This is a genomic window from Streptomyces sp. SID12501, from assembly GCF_010550245.1.
In the GTDB taxonomy this organism is placed as follows: Bacteria; Actinomycetota; Actinomycetes; order Streptomycetales; family Streptomycetaceae; genus Streptomyces.
The window spans coordinates 76,409-93,118 of sequence record NZ_JAAGLU010000027.1 but is presented as its reverse complement, the minus strand read 5'-3'; the positions used below and the strand labels follow the sequence as shown (position 1 = coordinate 93,118).

Genomic DNA, 16,710 nt, shown 5'->3' with positions numbered 1-16,710 from the left:
GACGGGTGAGCGAGACACCACCGAACACCCTGCAATACCGCTTTGACGGGCCAGAAGAGGCTCCGGTCCTGATCTTGGGTCCCTCCCTGGGTACTACATGGCACATGTGGGACCGGCAGGTGCCGGAGCTGGTGAAGCAGTGGCGGGTCTTCCGGTTCGATCTGCCCGGGCACGGCGGTGCCCCCGCGCATCCCGCCGGGTCGGTCGCCGGCCTGGCCACCCGTCTGCTCGCCACGCTCGACACGGTCGGCGTGCAGCGCTTCGGCTACGCGGGATGCGCGCTCGGCGGTGCGATCGGCGCCGAACTGGCGCTGCGCCACCCGGAGAGGCTGGCCTCGCTCGCGCTGATCGCCGCCTCGCCGCGCTTCGGAACGGCCGACGAGTTCCGCCAGCGCGGGGTGATCGTCCGGACGAACGGGCTCGGCCCCATCGCCCGTACCTCACCCGAGCGCTGGTTCACCAGCGGCTTCGCCGCCGCACAGCCGGCGATCACCGAGTGGGCCGTACAGATGGTCCGCACCACCGACCCCGGCTGCTACATCGCGGCCTGCGAATCGCTCGCCTCCTTCGACGTACGGGATGAACTGGCCCGTGTCGGTGTGCCGACCCTCGTCCTCGTCGGCTCCGACGACCAGGTCACCGGCCCCGCCGAGGCCCGCACCCTGGTCGCGGGTATCCCGGACGCCCGCCTCGCCGTGGTGCCCGGTGCCTCCCACCTGGTCCCGGTCGAGCAGCCCGCAGCCGTCACCGACCTCCTCGTACGCCACTTCTCGACGGCGTGGCAGCCCGCGTACGACACCACAACCGGCCGGACGGCCATCTCGGCGGATCCGGTCAAGCCGGTTCTGGCCGCACCCCGGCCGGCCACCCCCATCGCGGAGATCGCGCCGCCCGCCCCGCAGCCCGAGGCGCAGGGCCGCCCGGACCAGTACGACGCCGGGATCAAGGTCCGGCGTGAGGTGCTCGGCGACGCGCATGTCGACCGGGCGCTGGCGCAGGCGGACGAGTTCTCCGGGGACTTCCAGGACTTCGTCACCCGATACGCGTGGGGCGAGATCTGGAACCGGCCCGGCCTCGACCGGCGCTCCCGCAGCTGTGTCACCCTCACCGCCCTCGTCGCGGGCGGCCACCTCGACGAACTCGCCTTCCACACCCGCGCCGCCCTCCGCAACGGCCTCACCCCGGTCGAGATCAAGGAAGTGCTGCTCCAGGCCGCCGTCTACTGCGGGGTGCCGGCCGCGAACAGCGCGTTCAAGGTGGCCCAGCAGGTCATCCGCGAGGAGACGACGCCCGACGAGGAATGACGCTTGAGGGGCGACCCTCGATGCGGGTGGTGAAAGCACCAGCCCCAGCCGTTCACAGCCCGGGCCCGAGCGGCAGGATGGACCCATGAAACTCACGAAGAAGTCGCACGCCTGCGTCCGCCTCGAGAAGAACGGGCAGACGCTCGTCCTCGACCCCGGGGGATTCAGCGAGCAGGACGCCGCGGCCGGCGCCGACGCGATCCTGGTCACGCACGAGCACGGGGACCACTTCGACGAGGGACACCTGCGCGCCGCCCTGGACGCCAATCCGGCCGCCGAGATCTGGACCCTCGCCGCGGTCGCGGAGCAGCTCTCCGCGGCCTTCCCGGGCCGCGTCCACACCGTCGGCCACGGCGACACGTTCACCGCCGCGGGCTTCGACGTGCAGGTCCACGGCGAACTGCACGCCGTGATCCACCCGGACATCCCCCGCATCACGAACGTCGGCTACCTCGTCGACGGCGCCGTCTTCCACCCCGGCGACGCCCTCACCGTCCCCGACCACCCGGTCGACACGCTGCTGCTTCCGGTCATGGCCCCGTGGAGCAAGCTCTCCGAGGTCGTCGACTACGTCCGCGAGGTCAAGCCGCGGCGCGCGTACGACATCCACGACGCCCTCCTCACGGACCTCGCCCTCCCGATCTACGGCCGGCTGGTCGGCGGCCTCGGCGGCGCCGAGCACGCGCGGCTGACGCCGGGGGCGTCGGCTGAGGTCTGAGACGCGTTGTCAGACCCGGCGGGTAGGTTGTGAGGCATGCGTATCGCGACCTGGAACGTGAACTCGATCACCGCCCGCCTGCCGAGGCTGCTGGCCTGGCTGGAGAGCACCGGCACGGATGTGCTGTGCCTCCAGGAGGCCAAGGTCGCGGCCGAACAGTTCCCGTCCGACCAGCTGCGCGAGCTGGGCTACGAGGTGGCGGTCAACGCGACCGGCAGGTGGAACGGCGTCGCGGTGATCTCCAGAGTGGGCCTGGAGGACGTGGTGCGGGGCCTGCCCGGCGACCCGGGTTACGAGGGCGTCGAGGAGCCCAGGGCCGTCTCCGTGACCTGCGGCCCGGTCCGCGTCTGGTCGGTGTACGTACCGAACGGCCGCGAAGTGGACCACCCCCACTACGCGTACAAGCTCGGCTGGTTCGAGGCGCTGAAGGCAGCGGTCGCGGCCGACGCGGCAGGCAGCCGCCCGTTCGCCGTCCTGGGCGACTACAACGTGGCCCCGACGGACGACGACGTCTACGACCTGGCCGCCTTCGAGGGCCTGACCCACATCACGCCGGCCGAGCGCGCGGCCCTGGCCGCCCTCCGCGAGACGGGCCTGACGGACGTGGTCCCCCGCCCCCTGAAGTACGACCACCCGTACACGTACTGGGACTACCGCCAGCTCGGCTTCCCCAAGAACCGGGGCATGCGCATCGACCTGGTCTACGGCAACGAGCCGTTCGCCCAGGCGGTGAAGGACGCGTACGTCGACCGCGACGAGCGGAAGGGCAAGGGAGCGTCGGATCACGCCCCCGTGGTGGTGGACCTGGAGGTGTAGGGGACCTGTTCGCGGGGGGTTTGGTCTCAGGCGCGGTGACCTGCTCTCCTGGGCCTGGGGGACCTTTTCAGCGCCGGACGTGCGTCTCCGGCCCGTCCGGCGATTGAGGACGAGCGCGTTCAGCGCGAACGGGGGTCTGGGGGCAGCGCCCCCAGGGACGACCACCCGACCCACGGTGTCCTAGGGAACCAGCGCCCCCAACTCCACCGCCCCAGCCAGCGCAGCGAGCCCCGCGTCGCCCGGATGCAGATGGTCCCCACTGTCGTACGCGGGCAGCAACCGCGCAGGCTGCGCCGGATCCCGCAGCGCCGCGTCGAAGTCGACGACCCCCTCGAAACCGGAGTCGGCATCAGAGCCCGACGCGGCCTCCTCCCGGATCCACGTGTTCACGGCCACCCGCTGCCCGTCGACCACGGAAGTGCACCGCGCCTCACCCGCGCACGGCCCGATCGTCGCGACCAGCACCCGTACCCCGCGCGCCCGCGCCCGGTCCGCCAGCTGCTCCAGGCCGGCGATGACATCGTCGGCCGACGCGCCCGTCCGCAGGTCGTTCACGCCCTGGAAGACGATCGCCGTACGCGCCGACGTCTGGGCCAGGACATCCCGGTCCACGCGGTGCAGGGCGCTCACCCCGCCCGAGTCGGTCGAGAGGCCGTCGCCCGGGTAGCGGTCGGTGAGGACGCGGTTCGCGGCGATGCCCTGGTTGAGGACGCCGTAGTGGGGGACCGTGCTCTGGGCCAGCAGCCGGTCGGCGAGCACATCGGGCCAGCGCCGGTTCGCTTCCAGGGTCGATCGCTCGCCGTCGGTGATCGAGTCGCCGAGCACCACGACCGACCCGGGCCCGCCGCCGACGTCCACGCCGGTCAGCAGCGGCCACGTCGTCAGCGTCGAGGTGTACGGCGTCGGGGAGCCGTCCGCCGTGTGGTCGCCCGGCTCGCTGACGTACGAGCGCTGCTGCGTGAGCCGGTGCAGCGGCGCGGCCGTCACCGTGCCCGGCAGATGGAAGCTCACCAGCAGACTGGCGTCCGGGGGCACCGTGAAGTCCAGCGGATCACTGAACGCCTGTGCCCCGGCCGGGAGTTCGGTCCCGCGCGCCCCCAGGAACGTCAGCGGCACCGGCGTATCGCTCGCGGTGGCGCCCGACGCCTGCACGGCCACCGTCGCGCCGCCGATCCGTACCGGCGCCGACGCGAAGGTGTTGTCGAAGCGGACCCGTACCCGTGGCCCGCCGGCCGACGTGTGCACCACCAGCCGCAGCGTCCGGTCGGTCCACGGGCCGACGGTCGCGTACGTCGAGGTCGGCGCCGCCCAACTGCCCGTCCAGCCGGCCGTGTCGGGCCGCACCGAGAGGGCGAACACATGCAGGTCGGCCGCGTACGGCAGCCGGACGGAGTCGACCTGGCGCCCTCGCGTGATCGGCACCGTGACGACGTACAGCCGTGCCTTCTCGGCGAGTTGGCCGGTGGGCGTGTTCACATGCGGCAGCGCGACCGTCTTGGAGCCGAGGGGGCCGCCGCGCCAGTCGGGGGCGGTCAGCCGGTACGAGGACAGGGTGCCGTCCGTGTACGAGACGGTGCCCTCGCCGCTCACGTCGGCGCCACCGGTGCCCGCGACGAGGAACGCGAGGGCGTCCCCCTCTCCTCGGACACGCACGGGCTGGCCGGCGGCGCGGACGTTGTCCGGTTGGCCCGGTTCCCGGCACGGCCAGGTCAGCCGGGCGCCCTGGACGGTGAGGGCGCGGCCCCGGGTCCAGCCGGCGGCCGTCAGGTCCTGGGCCGACACGGAGGCGCCCGAGCCGTCGAAGTCGGCGGCGCCGGGAAGGACGTCGTCGCTGACGGCGGTGTTGTCGAAGTACTGGGTGAGGGGGAGGGGTTCGGTGGCGTGGGCCGTGGACGACAGGGGTGTCAGCGTCGCGCACAGGGCGAGGACGACGCCCGGTCCCCAGAGACCTCGGGCTCCCGGCCCCCGTCTGCCTCGGCCACCTCGGCGCATGTCCGTCCCTCCGGTCAGCTGGGCCCGCCGTTCAACGCAGTGTGAAGCTAAGGAGCCGCCAGGCGCCCGTCAATGCGGCAGGTGCGCCGGGCGGGGGCACACGCGGAAGTTGGCCGGAAGCGGCGGCCCCGCGCGCCCTGTGGTGCGGTCGGCGGTGTGAATGACACGCTGGACGTATGAACATCCCTTTCCTGGGCAACTGGCGCAAGAGGCATGGACCCGCCCGAGGTGCGGCGGTGTTCTCCGCGGGGGAGCACGACCCCGAGGCGGTCGCCGGGCTTCTCTCCGAGTGTGAGCTGCTCCGCTCCCAGGCACACCGGGCGGGCGTCGAACTCGATGACTCCGCCGCCTCGTTGGAGGCGCTGGACCAGCTGGTGCCGGGCTGGCGGGACGACGAGGACTCGCTGAACTGGCTCGGCAACGACGCGGGCCTCTATCTCGGCACGGTCATCGTGCGGACGGTCCCCGGCGCGGCCTGGGACTTCTGGCCGGACGGACAGCCCGTCGTACGGCTGTCGTCGGGCCGTGAGTTCGACGTCGTCGCCTCGGGACACGAGTGGGCGTCCAGCGGCGTGCCCGAGCTGTCGCAGCTGTACGCGGAGGTCGCGGAGACGTAAACACGGTGCACGCATCTGGCGTAAATACGGCTAATGCCCGAAAAGTGCGTGTCGCGCTTTAACTCCACTCTTGTCTGGATAGTTTGCGGCAACCACGACACAGCTGAAGTGAGTAGGGCTGGGCATGGCTGTCGATCCGTTGATCGAGCTGCATGAAGTCAACAAACACTTCGGTGAGCTGCATGTCCTTCAGGACATCAACCTCACCGTAGGCAGGGGTGAGGTGGTCGTTGTCATCGGCCCGTCAGGGTCGGGCAAGTCCACTCTGTGCAGGGCGATCAACCGGCTGGAGCCGATCGAGTCCGGGACGATTCTGCTCGACGGTCAACTGCTGCCCGACGAGGGCAAGCCTCTCGCGCGGCTCCGTGCCGAAGTCGGGATGGTCTTCCAGTCGTTCAACCTCTTCGCCCACAAGACCGTCCTCCAGAACGTCTCGTTGGGCCAGGTCAAGGTGCGCGGGCGCAGGAAGGACGAGGCCGACAGGCGCTCCCGAGAGCTCCTCGACCGGGTCGGCCTCGCCTCGCAGGCGCCGAAGTACCCGGCCCAGCTCTCCGGTGGCCAGCAGCAACGCGTCGCCATCGCCCGCGCCCTGGCCATGGACCCCAAGGTCATGCTCTTCGACGAGCCGACGTCCGCGCTCGACCCGGAGATGATCAACGAGGTTCTGGAGGTCATGCAGCAACTGGCCCGCGAGGGCATGACGATGGTCGTCGTCACCCACGAGATGGGCTTCGCCCGCTCGGCCGCCAACCGGGTCGTCTTCATGGCCGACGGACGCATCGTCGAGGACCGCAGCCCCGAGGAGTTCTTCACCGACCCGCGCAGCGACCGCGCCAAGGACTTCCTCTCCAAGATCCTGCACCACTGAAGCCAACACCATTGGCTGCCAAGGGAGTTGAGGAGGTCGTCAACCTGCTGACCGACAACCTCCCGACAGCGGCCAGGGCCGGAAAATCGGCCGCGCCGAACCTCGACTACGATTTGCCGTTCATCCCCATCGGGATGTGGACCGAGGTCGAGGCCGTCGCACCGGCCGAATCAGGGACGCTGCTGCCAGGCAGGCAGCGGTAGAAGGGCATGCGCTCGCCCGGCGGCAGCCGGAGATCACTGCTCGCGCAGGGGTAACGACGCCCATCAGGGGTCGTGCTCCGGCGGGCGGAAGGTCAGCTGCGCCGGTCGGGTTGTGCTCGACGCAGACGGGTCGACCTGACCGGCCGGCCTGCCGAGGCCGAGCGGGCCCGCGTCGCAGAGGTACGCGACGCGGGTGCCGCTCTCCTTGTTTCCGGTGACCGGACCGTCGTGTGCGACGTGATCGTTCCCCCGTACTTCCGTTCTCCCGTCCGCGCCGCTAGGAGGCGCGGTGGGAGTTGGGTGGAGCGACGGCCGCTACCGGCACAGGGGTCTGCGCCGCCCGGGTGATGTCCGTGACGACCTCGACGACATCCGGTCCGTACGCCTGCGAGTTGACGACCTTCAGGAGCAGGGCGAAGGAGTTGTTGCCGTGTTTGCGGGCCAGCCGTTCGTGGTTGCGGGCAAGGTAGCGGGTCGCCGCCTGGTTGGTGATCGCGCGCTGGCCGCAGAAGAGGAAGACCGGCCGGGCTTCGCCGCTCTGGCCGGCGGTGAGCCGCGCGAGGATCACGTACTCGCTCCTGCCCCCCTCCAGCCGGTAGCGCTCGGTGCCGATCTGGAAGGCGCCGCGGTCCGGGCCGGGTTCCGCGTCGACGTTGACGCGGACGCCGGGGAGCAGGGAGTGCAGATGCGCCAGCATGCGGCGGTTGGATGCGGGGCCGCCCACGCAGAACTCGGTCCGCTCGCCGAACCCCTGCTGCGCCGCGTCGTGGGCGACGACCTGGGCGTGGGCGTTGCAGTCCTTGATGAGGGCGGCGAGTTCCAGCAGCGCGAACACGTCGTGGCGCATCACCGTCAACTCGGGGCCACCGGCCTCGCGGTTCACCACGAGCAGCGACTCGGAGTTGTCCGGGAGCCCGAAGAAGGCCTGCTTACGGCGGAGTTTGCGCCTCCACAGATAGGTGCGGGCCAGCCAGCCGAGGGCTGCGCTGATACCGGCCGCGACCATACCGAGGACGATATTGCGCACATCGTCAGTCATGGGCGCGCATGGTAGCGGTCAACCGCAACGGTGTTCGAGAGGCCCTTACGGGACCGCGGGGATGAAGTTACGCTGCGCGGACGGCTGTTGACTGGAGGTATTGATGCGTCGCCCTGTCGCGCGGAGTCTGGCGGTCCTGGCGGTTTCGGCAACAGTGGTTTCGGTGGGGGCGGCAGCGCCACCTTCCGGCGCCACGCCGGCGGATACAGCTCTACGCAAGGTCCCGGTCGCCGTCGGGTACGGCGGTGCCGTGGCGAGCGTGGACGCGGATGCCTCGGCCGCCGGGATCGAGATCCTGCGCAAGGGCGGCAACGCGGTGGACGCCGCCGTCGCCACGGCCGCCGCGCTCGGGGTCACGGAGCCCTACTCCAACGGCATCGGTGGAGGCGGCTACTTCGTCTACTACGACGCCAAGTCCCGTACGGTACGGACGATCGACGGCCGCGAGACGGCACCCCTGACGGCCGACTCGGGCCTGTTCCTGGAGAACGGCCAGCCGATCGCCTTCGCCGACGCCGTCACCAGCGGACTGGGCGTCGGTACGCCGGGCACGCCCGCGACCTGGCAGGCGGCGCTGGACAGTTGGGGCACCAAGGGGCTCGGGACGCTGCTGAAGCCGGCGGAGCGGCTCGCGCGCGACGGCTTCACGGTGGACGACACGTTCCGCTCGCAGACCGCTTCGAACGAGACGCGGTTCAGGAACTTCCCGGACACGGCGAAGCTTTTCCTGCCGGGCGGTGCGCTGCCGGTGGTCGGGTCGACCTTCAAGAACCCCGATCTGGCTCGTACGTACGAGGAGTTGGGCCGCAAGGGCGTCGGCGCCGTGTACCGCGGGAAGCTGGCGAAGGAGATCGTCGACACGGTCAACAAGCCGCCGGTGGACCCGGGTTCGAGCTACAACGCGCGTCCCGGCAAACTGTCGCTGAAGGACCTGGCGGCGTACAGGGCGAAGCGGCAGGCGCCCTCCAAGACGTCGTACCGCGGCCTGGGTGTCTACTCGATGGCGCCCTCCTCGTCGGGTGGTACGACGGTCGGTGAGGCCCTCAACATCCTTGAGAGGACGGACCTTTCGAAGGCGAGCGACGTCCAGTTCCTGCACCGCTACATCGAGGCGAGCCGGATCGCCTTCGCGGACCGGGGGCGCTGGGTGGGCGACCCGGCCTTCGAGGACGTACCGACGAAGGAACTGCTGTCGCAGTCGTACGCCGACTCGCGGGAGTGCCTCATCAAGGACGACGCGGTGCTGACGAGCCCGGTCGCGCCCGGGGACCCGCGTAACCCGGCGGCCTGCACGAGCACCGGTATCGCGGCGCCGACGACGTACGAGGGCGAGAACACCACGCATCTGACGGTGGCCGACAAGTGGGGCAACGTCGTGTCCTACACGCTGACGATCGAGCAGACCGGCGGCAGCGGCATCACGGTCCCGGGGCGCGGGTTCATCCTGAACAACGAGCTGACGGACTTCTCCTTCGCTCCGGCCAGCCCGGCCGTCCACGACCCGAACCTGCCGGGTCCGGGCAAGCGACCGCGCTCGTCGATGTCCCCGACGATCGTCCTGGACGCCCACGGCAAGCCGGTGGTGGCTCTTGGTTCGCCCGGTGGCGCGACCATCATCACGACCGTCCTGCAGACCCTGACGGGCTTCCTGGACCGGGGGCTGCCGTTGGTCGACGCGATCGCGGCGCCGCGCGCGAGCCAGCGCAACCAGACGACCACCGAGCTCGAACCGGGGCTGTGGAACAGCGAGTTGAGGACCAAGCTGGAGGCGATCGGCCACGGCTTCCGGCTCAACCCCGAGATCGGCGCGGCGACCGGCGTGCAGCGCCTGCCGAACGGCAAGTGGCTGGCGGCGGCGGAGACGGTACGACGGGGTGGCGGGTCGGCGATGGTGGTGCGCCCGGCGTCCTGACTCAGCCGGCGACGGGCGGCGGCACGGTGTTCGAGGCCGGCCGCCAGTCCCCGTAGCGGCTGACGGCCGCCGCGGGCCAGGTGTACTCGTACAACGAGATCGCGCGGGCGTTGCCGTGCGGCACTTCCAGGCAGACGTCCCGGCCGGGCATGCAGGTTGTCCAGGTGGCCCCGGCCGGCCGCGGCCGTGTCCAGCAGGGTGAAGCCGCGCAACTCGCCGTCCTGCTCGGCGAGCGGCGGACAACGGGCCTCGGACAGGGCCGCGTTGCTCTCCGCGTCGGCGGAGGTGCCGTTCCTGATGTACATGCGGCCGTTGGTTACGCCCGGCTCGTGTGTGTCTCCTGTCGTGCCGTGAGCACCCGCGGCCCCGACTCCGTGATCGCCACCGTGTGTTCCGCGTGGGCCGCGCGGGAGCCGTCGTTCGTGCGGAGGGTCCAGCCGTCCGGGGCCTCGTGGTAGCCGTCCTTGCCGCTGCCGATCAGCATGGGCTCGATCGCCAGGACCAGGCCCTTGCGCAGCGGCATGCCCCGGCCCGGGCGGCCCTCGTTCGGGACCGGCGGGTCCTCGTGCATACGGCGGCCGATGCCGTGGCCGCCGAAACCCTCCGGGATGCCATAGCCCGCCGTGCGGCACACCTCGCCGATCGCGTGCGCGATGTCGCCGATGCGGTTGCCGACGACCGCCGCCGCGATGCCCGCAGCGAGGGCCAGCTCGGCGGTCTCGACGAGCCGTACGTCGGCCGGGCGCGGTTCGCCCACGATGAAGCTGATCGCCGAGTCGCCCGCCCAGCCGCCCAGTTCGGCGCCGAAGTCGGCGGAGACGAGGTCGCCGTCGCGCAACCGGTAGTCGTCCGGGATGCCGTGGACGATCGCGTCGTTCACCGAGAGGCAGAGCACCGCCGGGAACGGGGTGGGCGCGAAGGAGGGGCGGTAGCCGAGGAAGGGGGAGGCCGCCCCGGCCGCGCGCAGCACCTCGTGCGCCACCTCGTCGAGCTCCCGTAGGGAAACGCCCACGTCAGCGGCTTCCCGGACAGCCGTGAGGCCTCTGCCGACCACCTGGCCGGTCTCGTACATGGCATCGATCGCGGGGTTCGTCTTGAGTTCCACCATGCAAATTACTATACCGGTATTAGAATGGTGACATGGTACGCACTCCTCTCACCCCCGAAGAGCGTGAACGCGGCGAGCGGCTCGGCCGGTTGCTGCGTCAGGCGCGTGGTGGCCGCAGCATGGCGGAGATCGCGGCCCGCGCCGGCATCTCCGCCGAGACCCTCCGGAAAATCGAGACCGGCCGTGCGCCGACCCCGGCCTTCTTCACGGTCGCGGCGCTGACGCGGGTCCTCGGGCTGTCCATGGACGAACTGGTCGGGCGGTGCGAGCCTCTGGCCCCGGCCGCGGCATGAGCCCCGGGGGGGGGCGGTTTTGGCCAATGTGTCAGTGGTTCACGTCACGTTCCGCTGGGCGCGCGGTACTCTGCGTCCGGTCCGAAAACCCTTCGTAGCCCGTCCGTAACACGCTTGGTGTTTTCTACGGGGCGGAGAACTCCGGTCGGGCATGGGGTGGACGTCATGGCGGTGGAACAGCTCCCGGGGCAGGTGCGGGAGTTCGCGCGGTATCTGAACGGCCTGCTGGCCCGCCTCGATCAGGGCGCGGGCTGGTGCGGTGTGTTCTGGGAGCGCGATCCCGACGGTATGCGCGCCTGTCTGGAGGGGCGCGAGGTGCCGCCCTGGGACGTTGTGGAGGCGCTGCTCCAGGATCTCGCCACCGGGTTCGGACCGGGCGCCGTCGGTCCGGAGGGCGAGCAGGCGCGTGCCCTGCATCAGGCCTCCCTCGCCGCGTTCGACGCCCGCACCGGCGCCCGCGACACCCTCGGGGACCGGCTCGACGTGATGCTCCGGGAGCAGAAGTACGCCGCCGAACGGCTCGTCGAACTGGGGCGGTCGCTCGGCTCCGCCGCCACCCACGAGGAGGCCGAGGGTCTCCGCCTCGACCTCGCCTGGGCCCATGACGACCATGAACGCGCCTCCGCCCGCTGCATCGAACTCCGTTACCGCCTCGACCAGTTGGCCCGCCGGACGATGAGCCGGGCACCCTTCCAGCGCCGCGACCGCGACGACGAGGCGGATGTCTTCGTCGGCCGCGGCCACAACGCCCCGCACCCCGCCGACGCGCACGACGGCGATCCCGTGACTCTGCCCGGACAGCGCACGGACACCGACGAGCGCCGCCCGGACAACGACACGGCCGTCTGGTACGACGAGCGCGGCGCCCGCCGACAGCGGTCGGACGTCCGTCCGACCGCCGGATACGAGAACGTGCCCAGCTCCCGGCAGCAGGCCCCGGACGGCTCCGGCCCCGCCCGCCACGGAGACGACCGCCACGGAGACGACCGCGGCCCCGGCGGGCCACGTTCCGACGGCGACCTGCGCCCCTGGCGCGGCCACATCCGGCGCTCCGGCGAGGCGGACGACCACGACGACCCCCGCCCGGCCGACGCCCCGGAGCCCGCCGCCGAGAGCACGGCACCGCGACTCCCCGCCGACTGGTACGGGCCCTCCGCCCCCGAACCGGCCTCGGCGGACCCCGGCCCCGCCCCCAAGCAGCGCTCCAAACGCCGTGCCCGTGGCGGTGCCCGGTTCGCCGGGATGACGGACGACGCGGACACCGGCGCCACGCCCGTCGTCGACCCCACCCCCGCACCGGCCATGCCCGCGCCCGCCGCCCCGAGTCGCCGTAACCCGCGTGGGGCCCGGTTCGCCGGGGCCGCCGCAGCGGCCAAGCCCGCGGTGCCCGTGCGGGAGGCGCTGGACGACGACGCCCGGCACGACACCATCGACGCCGTCCGCAGCCTCGTACGGCTGCGTGGTGAGGGACGCAGCGGTGAGGCGCACGCGCTGCTCGTCGAGGCCTCCCAATGGCCCGCCGCCCGTTTTCCGCTCCTCGCCGCCGAGCTGAACCGCGCGGGGCTCGGCGCCGACTGGGCCACCCTGCTCTGGGAGGCCGCGTCCCTGCCCGCGGACCGGCTGGTCGCCGCCGCCGACGCGCTCGTCGCGGCGGGGCGGGCCATCGACGGCCAGCAGATCCTGCGGCAGGGCATCGTGCGGCCGGCCCAGGAGGTGGGTGAGGCCGTGCTCCGCCTCGCCGAGGAGGGAAGGCAGCGTGAGGTGCGTGCCCTCCTCGACGCGTACGTCCGGGTCCGCACCCCCGAGGAGGCCGCCCGCAGTGTCGCCGCCGACCCCCAGCGCCTCGTACCGCTGCTCCTGGAGGCGGCCCGGGGTGCCTCCGAGGACCGGTACTGGGATCTGGTGCACGCCCTCCGGGTCGCCGGGCACAGCGCGTGACCCGGCTGGCCGTGACTCGCCCACCGGGGTGTGAAACGTGATCGACTCCGCGGGTTAACGGCGATGGTCTTGGCAAGGCTCTTCCGGAGGCTTACTTTCAAGCCCCTACGACCTTTGTCTACGGGCGTAGAGGCTCTCTGACGTCCAGCCGAAGGAGCAGGTCATGGCCAACGTCGTACGTGCCGCTCTGGTCCAGGCCACCTGGACCGGCGACACCGAGTCCATGGTCGCCAAACATGTGGAGCATGCCCGGGAGGCCGCCCGGCAGGGCGCCAAGGTCATCGGATTCCAGGAAGTCTTCAACGCCCCGTACTTCTGCCAGGTCCAGGAGCCCGAGCACTACCGCTGGGCCGAGCCCGTGCCCGACGGGCCGACCGTTACCCGCATGCGGGAACTGGCGCGCGAGACCGGCATGGTCATCGTCGTACCCGTGTTCGAGGTCGAGCAGTCCGGGTTCTACTACAACACCGCGGCCGTGATCGACGCCGACGGGACCTACCTCGGCAAGTACCGCAAGCACCACATTCCGCAGGTCAAGGGGTTCTGGGAGAAGTACTACTTCAAACCCGGAAACCTCGGCTGGCCCGTCTTCGAGACGGCCGTGGGCAGGATCGGCGTCTACATCTGCTACGACCGGCACTTCCCGGAGGGCTGGCGTCAGCTCGGTCTGAACGGCGCGCAGCTCGTCTACAACCCGTCCGCGACCCACCGGGGCCTCTCCTCCCATCTCTGGCAGCTGGAGCAGCCCGCCGCGGCCGTCGCCAACGAGTACTTCGTCGCCGCCATCAACCGGGTCGGCCAGGAGGAGTACGGGGACAACGACTTCTACGGGACCTCGTACTTCGTGAACCCGCGCGGCCAGTTCGTCGGCGAGGTCGCGAGCGACAAGGACGAGGAACTCGTCGTGCGGGATCTCGACTTCGATCTCATCGATGAAGTCCGGCAGCAGTGGGCCTTCTACCGGGACCGGCGGCCGGACGCGTACGAAGGGCTGGTGCAGCCGTGAGCGATCTGTACGGGCGTCACAAGGCGGTTCTGCCGGACTGGCTCGCCCTCTACTACGCGGACCCGATCGAGATCACCCACGGCGAGGGCCGGTACGTGTGGGACGCGGCCGGAAAGCGGTACCTCGACTTCTTCGGCGGCATCCTCACCACGATGACCGCGCACGCGCTGCCCGAGATCACCAAGGCGGTGAGCGAACAGGCCGGGCGGATCATCCACTCGTCCACGCTCTACCTCAACCGGCCGATGGTCGAACTCGCCGAGCGCGTCGCCCAGTTGTCCGGCATCCCGGACGCACGCGTCTTCTTCACCACCTCCGGGACGGAAGCCAACGACACGGCTCTCCTCCTCGCCACCTCCTACCGGCGCAGCAACCAGATCCTGGCCATGCGCAACAGCTACCACGGCCGCTCCTTCAGCACGGTCGGCATCACAGGCAACAAGGGCTGGTCCCCGACCTCCCTGTCCCCGCTCCAGACCCTGTACGTCCACGGTGGCGTCCGTACCCGTGGTCCGTACGCCGATCTGAGCGACGACGACTTCATCGCCGCGTGCGTCGACGACCTGGAGGACCTGCTCGGGCACGTCCGCCCGCCCGCGGCCCTGATCGCGGAGCCCATCCAGGGCGTCGGCGGCTTCACCTCGCCGCCCGACGGGCTGTACGCGGCCTTCCGCCGGGTGCTCCAGGAACGCGGCATCCTCTGGATCGCCGACGAGGTGCAGACCGGCTGGGGCCGCACCGGCGAGCACTTCTGGGGCTGGCAGGCACACGCGGAGAACGGTCCGCCGGACATCATCACCTTCGCCAAGGGCATCGGCAACGGCATGTCCATCGGCGGGGTCGTGGCCCGCGCCGAGATCATGAACTGCCTCGACTCCAACTCCATCTCCACCTTCGGCGGCACCCAGATCACCATGGCGGCCGGCCTCGCCAACCTCACCTACCTCCTGGAACACGACCTCCAGGGCAACGCCCGGCGCGTCGGCGGACTGCTCATCGAACGGCTCCGGGCCGTCGCCGCGCAGCTGCCGGGCGTACGGGAGGTCCGTGGGCGCGGGTTGATGATCGGCGTCGAGCTGGTGAAGCCCGGCACCGACACCGCCGACCCGGAGACCGCCGCCGCCGTGCTCGAAGCGGCCCGGGAGGAAGGGCTGCTCCTCGGCAAGGGCGGCGGCCACAACACCAGCGCGCTGCGCATCGCACCGCCGCTGTCCCTCACCGTCGCGGAGGCCGAGGAGGGCGCCGCGATCCTCGAACGTGCTCTGAGGAGCTGCGTCCAGTAACACCACAGCAAGGAAGACCGTCATGCTCACGACCACCACCTTGGAACCCGCCCTGTCGGTCCGCCAGGTCCTCGGCCTGGAACGGGTGCTCGCCGGGGAGCCCGAGGTGGTGGCCGGCGCCGGCCAGCTCGACCGGGCCGTGCGCTGGGTGCATGTCGCCGAGGCCGCCGACGTCGGCGTGATGCTCAGCGGCGGCGAGATGATCCTCACGACCGGGGTGCTGCTCGCGGGCGACGAGGAGGCCCAGGTCGAGTACATCCGCTCGCTGCACCGGGCGGAGGCCTCCGCTGTCGTGCTCGGGCTCGGCCGCGCCTTTCCGGCGCCGCCGGACGTCATGCGGCGCGCCGCCGAGCGCTGCGGGCTGCCGATGGTGGTGCTCCACCGGCCCTTCCCCTTCGCGGAGTTGACGGAAGAGGTCCAGTCCCGGCTGGTGCGGCGGAAGTTCGCCGCCGTGAGCCTGTCCGAGACCGTACGGACCGCTCTCACCGGGCTCATCACCTCCGGCGCCCCGCTGCAGAGCCTCCTCGACGAGGTCGCCTCGCACAGTGCCTGCCCTGTCGTCATCACCAACCTCGCCCATCGGGTCCTCGCCACGGCGGGGGAGCGGTCGGCCGTCGATGACGTGCTGCGGGACTGGGAGCGCATCTCCCGGCAGGCCGGCGGGAGCGAGGGCGACGGGTGGATCCGGGCCGAGCTGGGCGGGCGCGGGGAACGCTGGGGACGGATCGTGCTGTGCGGGTACCGCGGTGACGCCGCCACCGGGCGGCTGCTCGCCGACCGGGGAGCCGAGGCACTCGTCCTGCACCGCATGCTCGGGGGCTCCGTGCACACCTGGGAGGAGCAGTCCGCGCAGAGCCTGCTGACGGACCTGGTGAGCGGAGTCGTACCGGCCCGGCAACTGCTGCCGCGCGCGCGGGCCGCCGGGCTGCCGGTCAACCGGCGGACCTTCGTGCCGCTCGTCGTACGGGACGGCGACCCCGTCGAACTCGACCGCGTACTGCGGCTGTTGGGACTGCCGGGACTGGTCGCCGAGCTGGCCGACGACGCCACCGCCGTCCTGCTGAGCCTCGCCCGGGACCAGGACGCCAAGGCGCTGGCCGCGCACTTCGCGCTCCGGCTGCGTACCGAGACCGGCGGGGGCCGGACCGTCGTGGCCGCCGCCGAGGCGCTCGCCAACTGGGACGACGTACCCACCGGACTGCGCGAGGCACTCCACGTCGCCGCCGCCGTCGCGGAGACGCCGGCGGGGCAGGAGCTGCCGGTGCTGGTGCATCTGAGGGACGTACGGCTGCGCGGCCTGGTCCGGCTGCTGCGGGACGATCCGCACGTGCAGGCCTTCGCGGAGCGGGAGCTGGACGGGCTGCTGTGCGGGACCGAGGGCGAGTCCGAGCTGCTGCCCGTGCTGCGGACCTATCTCGCCACCGGGCGCAACAAATCTCGTACCGCGCAACTGCACCATGTCTCGCGGCCCGCGCTCTACCGGCGGCTGGAGGCGATAGAGACGCGGCTCGGGCTCGATCTCGACGACTTCGAGCAGGCCGCGTCCGTGCATATCGCGCTCCTCGCGCACGACGCCCAGCAAGGCCGATGACCGCACTCTCCAGCGCTCCGTC

General features: G+C 71.4%; 16 protein-coding genes. 12 read left to right on the top strand and 4 right to left on the bottom strand.

Features of this window, described 5'->3' with window-relative positions:
• The first annotated feature begins 5 nt into the window (after positions 1–5).
• The 3 genes from pcaC to G3I71_RS29765 all read left to right on the top strand — a co-directional run bounded on the left by pcaC (position 6) and on the right by G3I71_RS29765 (position 2,838).
• The gene (gene pcaC / locus G3I71_RS29775) at positions 6–1,304 is read left to right on the top strand and encodes a 4-carboxymuconolactone decarboxylase (RefSeq protein WP_164319305.1); all 1,299 of its coding nucleotides are present in this window, start codon (positions 6–8) and stop codon (positions 1,302–1,304) included.
• Positions 1,305–1,389: 85 nt separating this feature from the next.
• Positions 1,390–2,022, top strand: a complete 633-nt coding sequence (locus tag G3I71_RS29770) for an MBL fold metallo-hydrolase (protein ID WP_164319303.1) — start codon at positions 1,390–1,392, stop codon at positions 2,020–2,022.
• A gap of 36 nt (positions 2,023–2,058) precedes the next feature.
• Positions 2,059–2,838: an exodeoxyribonuclease III gene (locus G3I71_RS29765; protein WP_164319301.1), complete on the top strand. Its 780-nt coding sequence runs from the start codon at positions 2,059–2,061 to the stop codon at positions 2,836–2,838.
• Positions 2,839–3,018: 180 nt separating this feature from the next.
• Here the strand turns inward: G3I71_RS29765 and G3I71_RS29760 are convergent, their stop codons facing one another.
• Complete coding sequence (locus tag G3I71_RS29760) at positions 3,019–4,830, bottom strand: GDSL-type esterase/lipase family protein (RefSeq protein ID WP_164319299.1); 1,812 nt, start codon at positions 4,828–4,830, stop codon at positions 3,019–3,021.
• 176 nt (positions 4,831–5,006) lie between these two features.
• Between G3I71_RS29760 and G3I71_RS29755 the strand changes: the two genes are divergently transcribed.
• The 3 genes from G3I71_RS29755 (at position 5,007) to G3I71_RS29745 (ending at position 6,518) form a co-directional block, all read left to right on the top strand.
• On the top strand, positions 5,007–5,447 hold the full coding sequence (locus G3I71_RS29755) for a DUF6278 family protein (protein ID WP_164319297.1): 441 nt from the start codon (positions 5,007–5,009) through the stop codon (positions 5,445–5,447).
• 124 nt (positions 5,448–5,571) lie between these two features.
• The gene (locus G3I71_RS29750) at positions 5,572–6,315 is read left to right on the top strand and encodes an amino acid ABC transporter ATP-binding protein (protein WP_164319295.1); all 744 of its coding nucleotides are present in this window, start codon (positions 5,572–5,574) and stop codon (positions 6,313–6,315) included.
• 11 nt (positions 6,316–6,326) lie between these two features.
• Complete coding sequence (locus G3I71_RS29745; RefSeq protein WP_164319293.1) at positions 6,327–6,518, top strand: hypothetical protein; 192 nt, start codon at positions 6,327–6,329, stop codon at positions 6,516–6,518.
• Positions 6,519–6,795: 277 nt separating this feature from the next.
• Here the strand turns inward: G3I71_RS29745 and G3I71_RS29740 are convergent, their stop codons facing one another.
• Complete coding sequence (locus tag G3I71_RS29740; RefSeq protein ID WP_203731726.1) at positions 6,796–7,557, bottom strand: hypothetical protein; 762 nt, start codon at positions 7,555–7,557, stop codon at positions 6,796–6,798.
• 103 nt (positions 7,558–7,660) lie between these two features.
• On the opposite strand from G3I71_RS29740, the gene ggt reads away from it, so the two are divergent.
• Complete coding sequence (gene ggt / locus G3I71_RS29735) at positions 7,661–9,469, top strand: gamma-glutamyltransferase (RefSeq protein ID WP_164319291.1); 1,809 nt, start codon at positions 7,661–7,663, stop codon at positions 9,467–9,469.
• 1 nt (position 9,470) lies between these two features.
• On the opposite strand, the gene G3I71_RS29730 is transcribed toward ggt, so the two are convergent.
• A complete protein-coding gene (locus G3I71_RS29730) occupies positions 9,471–9,620 on the bottom strand; it encodes a hypothetical protein (protein ID WP_164319289.1) in 150 nt (49 codons plus the stop codon).
• A gap of 165 nt (positions 9,621–9,785) precedes the next feature.
• A complete protein-coding gene (gene map, locus G3I71_RS29725; protein ID WP_164319287.1) occupies positions 9,786–10,577 on the bottom strand; it encodes a type I methionyl aminopeptidase in 792 nt (263 codons plus the stop codon).
• Positions 10,578–10,609: 32 nt separating this feature from the next.
• On the opposite strand from map, the gene G3I71_RS29720 reads away from it, so the two are divergent.
• The 5 genes from G3I71_RS29720 (at position 10,610) to G3I71_RS29700 (ending at position 16,688) form a co-directional block, all read left to right on the top strand.
• Complete coding sequence (locus G3I71_RS29720; RefSeq protein WP_164319285.1) at positions 10,610–10,870, top strand: helix-turn-helix domain-containing protein; 261 nt, start codon at positions 10,610–10,612, stop codon at positions 10,868–10,870.
• A gap of 165 nt (positions 10,871–11,035) precedes the next feature.
• On the top strand, positions 11,036–12,808 hold the full coding sequence (locus tag G3I71_RS29715; protein ID WP_164319283.1) for a hypothetical protein: 1,773 nt from the start codon (positions 11,036–11,038) through the stop codon (positions 12,806–12,808).
• A gap of 163 nt (positions 12,809–12,971) precedes the next feature.
• A complete protein-coding gene (locus G3I71_RS29710; protein WP_164319281.1) occupies positions 12,972–13,814 on the top strand; it encodes a nitrilase-related carbon-nitrogen hydrolase in 843 nt (280 codons plus the stop codon).
• The gene (locus G3I71_RS29705; protein WP_164319279.1) at positions 13,811–15,097 is read left to right on the top strand and encodes an aspartate aminotransferase family protein; all 1,287 of its coding nucleotides are present in this window, start codon (positions 13,811–13,813) and stop codon (positions 15,095–15,097) included. Before G3I71_RS29710 ends, G3I71_RS29705 begins: the two co-directional genes overlap by 4 nt.
• A 22-nt stretch (positions 15,098–15,119) precedes the next feature.
• Positions 15,120–16,688, top strand: a complete 1,569-nt coding sequence (locus tag G3I71_RS29700) for a PucR family transcriptional regulator (RefSeq protein ID WP_164319277.1) — start codon at positions 15,120–15,122, stop codon at positions 16,686–16,688.
• Positions 16,689–16,710 lie beyond the last annotated feature (22 nt).